The 3,443-nt window shown below is 67.6% G+C and carries 2 protein-coding genes; one reads left to right on the top strand and one right to left on the bottom strand.

What is annotated here, in order from left to right; all coding sequences use genetic code 11:
• Positions 1-257: 257 nt before the first annotated feature.
• Positions 258-2,396, bottom strand: a complete 2,139-nt coding sequence (locus tag ACIRDX_RS21845) for a prolyl oligopeptidase family serine peptidase (RefSeq protein WP_396627535.1) — start codon at positions 2,394-2,396, stop codon at positions 258-260.
• Positions 2,397-2,568: 172 nt separating this feature from the next.
• On the opposite strand from ACIRDX_RS21845, the gene ACIRDX_RS21840 reads away from it, so the two are divergent.
• On the top strand, positions 2,569-3,443 hold an 875-nt coding region (locus ACIRDX_RS21840; RefSeq protein ID WP_396627534.1), incomplete at its 3' end, for a PIG-L deacetylase family protein.

The raw sequence follows: 3,443 nt of genomic DNA, 5'->3' as shown, positions 1-3,443 counted from the left end.
TGTGGAACGCGCCCGAACAGCGCGAGCGGCGCCGCGCCATGGAGGCGCGGCTCAGGGAGTGGATGCGGTCGATCGACGACCCGCTGCTGAAGGAGACGGGGCTGCTGTACAGAGCTGCACCCTGAGGTGGCAATTTGAAATTCGACATTCGAGATTGATCGGCGGCCGGCCTGTCGGCCTTGCCGCTCGAGGCATCCCGAGGGCCACGCGGCGTGAGCCGCGGGCCCCCGAGAATCTCGAATGTCAAATTTCGAATTTCAGAATCCGAGGTTCGCCTTCAGGAAGGCCCACTTGTCCGCGGCCTCCTCGATCTGCTTGCTCGTCGGCTTGCCCGCGCCGTGGCCGGCCTTGGTCTCGATGCGGATCAGTACCGGCTGCGGGCCCTTGTGCGCGGCCTGCAGCGCCGCGGCGAACTTGAAGCTGTGCGCCGGAACCACGCGGTCGTCGTGGTCGGCGGTCGTGACCATCGTCGCGGGATAGGCGGTGCTCGGCTTCAGGTTGTGCAGCGGCGAGTACTTGTAGAGCACGTCGAAGCCCGCCTTCGTCTCCGAGCTGCCGTAGTCGGACTTCCACGCCCAGCCGATCGTGAACTTGTGGAAGCGGAGCATGTCCATCACGCCCACGGCCGGCAGCGCCGCGCCGAAGAGGTCGGGGCGCTGGGTCATGGCCGCACCCACGAGCAGGCCGCCGTTGCTGCCGCCACCGATGGCCAGCTTCGGCGTTGCCGTGTACTTCTCGCGAATGAGGTACTCGGCCGCGGCGATGAAGTCGTCGAACACGTTCTGCTTGTTGTCCAGGCGTCCGCCGTCGTGCCATGCCTTGCCGTACTCGCCGCCACCGCGCAGGTTCGCGACGGCATAGACGCCGCCCATCTCCATCCAGGCGAGGTTGGCCGGCGAGAACGACGGGGTGAGCGAGATGTCGAAGCCGCCGTAGCCGTACAGGTACGTGGGGTTCGCGCCCGACTTCGCCAGCCCCTTCTTGTGGGTGATGAACATCGGGATGCGGGTGCCGTCCTTCGACGGGTAGAACACCTGCGTCGTCTCGTACTGCGCCGGGTCGAAGGCGACCTTCGGCTGCTTGAAGATCGTGCTGCGACCGGTGGCCACGTCGAGGCGGTACACGGCGGTCGGGTACGCGAACGAGGAGAAGGCGTAGTAGCCCTCGGCCTGCTCGCGCCGCCCGCTGAAGGCCACCGCGCCGATCGTCGGCAGCGCCACCTCGGTCTGCACGGCGCCGTCGCGGCCGTAGACGCGCAGCTTGTTCTGCGCGTCGATCTGCCAGGTGGCCACGAAGCGATCGGCGGCCATCGTCACGTCGTCGAGCACGTCCTGCTTCGGGCCCTCGGGGATCAGCGTCTTCCATGCTGATGGCGCGGCCTGCCCGAGCGTGATGGCGACGAGCCGCTTGCGCGGCGCGCCCTGGTCGGTGAGCACGTAGAATGTCGCCCCGTCGTTGCCGACGACGTTGTACGACGCGTCGAACTGGTCGAGGAAGGGCTCGACCTTCGCATCGGGCTTCGTCAGGTCCTTCACGAAGACGCGGTTCTTCGGGTCGGTGCCTTCGCTCTGGTAGATCAGCAGGTACGTGCCGTCGTCGGTCACGTCGGCGCCGAACCCCCAGTCGGGCTTGTCGGGACGCGCGTACACGAGGGGGTCGGCATCCTGCGACGTGCCGAGCTTGTGGAAGAAGACCTTCTGGTCCTTGTTCACGCCGGTGAGGGCCGCACCGGCCTTCGGCGCGTCGTAGCGGCTGTAGAAGAAGCCCGAGCCGTCGTGCAGCCACGAGGCGCCCGAGAACTTCGACCAGCGGATCTCGTCGGGCAGGTCCTTGCCGGTGGCGATCTCGCGCACCTTCCAGCGAATCCAGTCCGAGCCGCTCTCCGACAGCGAGTACGCCATGTACCGCCCGTCGTCGGAGAAGGTGGTGCTGCCGACGGCGATCGTGCCGTCTGTCGAGAGCGTGTTCGGGTCGAGCAGCACGTCCGGCGTGGCCTCGAGGCTCGCCGCGCGGTAGTAGACCGCCTGGTTCTGCAGGCCGTCGTTGCGCGTGAAGACGTAGTGGCTGCCCCGCTTGCGCGGCAGGCCGTACCGCTCGTAGTTCCAGAGCGTCGTCAGGCGCTGCTTGAGGGCGTCGCGTCCGGGCAGCTTGGACAGGTAGCCGAAGGTCACGGCGTTCTGCGCCTCGACCCAGGCCTTCGTGTCGGCGGCGTTGTCGTCCTCGAGCCAGCGGTACGGGTCGGCGACCTTCGTCCCGAAGTAGTCGTCGACCTGGTCGACCTTCTTCGTCTGCGGGTACGAGGCCGGGGCGGGCGGCACGGCGGTCTGCGCGAAGGCGGACGAGCCGGCGGCGACGAGCGGTGCGGTCATGGCAAGGGCAAGCAGTCTTCGGCGCATGCTGTGGGGATACTCCAGACGACCTTGATAGCACATCAGCAGGGCCGGGTACCGGGTACGGGGTACCGGGTACGGAGGGCGGTCCCCGGCACCCGGTACCCGGTACCCGCCCTTCTCGGATACGCTGCAGCCGACGGGCGGCCGCGTCCGCCACCTCTCCCAGGAGTCCTTCGTGTCCTTGAGAACCATCCTGTCTTCGACGCTGGTCGTCGCGCTCGCAGGCGCCTCGGTCGCTTCGGCGCAGCCCGCGCCGGCATCCGGCAAGCTCAGCATCATCATGTTCGGGGCGCACCCCGACGACTGCGACATCCGGTCGGCCGGCACTGCGGCCAAGTGGATCGCCGCCGGTCACAAGGTGCGATTCGTGTCGGTGACCAACGGCGACGCCGGCCATCACGAGATGGGCGGTGGCATCCTCGCCGCGAGGCGCCGCGCCGAGGCGCAGGAGGTGGGCCGTCGGCTCGGCCTCGAGTACGTGGTGCTCGACAACCACGACGGTGAACTCGTGCCGTCGCTCGACGTGCGGGAGCAGATCATCGCGCAGATCCGCGAGGTCAAGGCCGACCTCGTCCTCGGCCCCCGTCCCAACGACTACCACCCGGACCACCGCTACACGGGCGTCCTGTTGCAGGACGCGGCGTTCATGGTGACGGTGCCCAACATCCTCACGCACGTCCCGGCACTCACGAAGAACCCCGTGTTCCTGTACTACCAGGACAACTTCCAGAAGCCGAACCCGTTCTCGCCCGACATCGCGGTGGACATCACCGACACGTTCGACAAGAAGATCGACGCGCTCGATGCCCACGTCTCCCAGGTGTACGAGTGGCTCCCCTGGCATGCGGGAAACCTCGACCAGGTGCCCAAGGACGTGAAGGCGCGTCGTGAGTGGCTCAAGAAGACCCGCGCCAACGTGCCCAACGCCACGGTGCGCGCCGGCCTCGAGAAGTACTACGGCAAGGAGGGCGCTGCGAAGGTGCAGCAGGCCGAGGCCTTCGAGATCTGCGAGTACGGACGTCGCCCGACGCCCGAGGACATCAAGCGCCT

It is taken from the genome of Luteitalea sp. (assembly GCF_044337415.1).
In the GTDB taxonomy this organism is placed as follows: domain Bacteria; phylum Acidobacteriota; class Vicinamibacteria; order Vicinamibacterales; family Vicinamibacteraceae; genus Luteitalea.
Note: the sequence above shows the minus strand (reverse complement) of the source record. Positions and strands in the feature narration are given on the sequence as shown.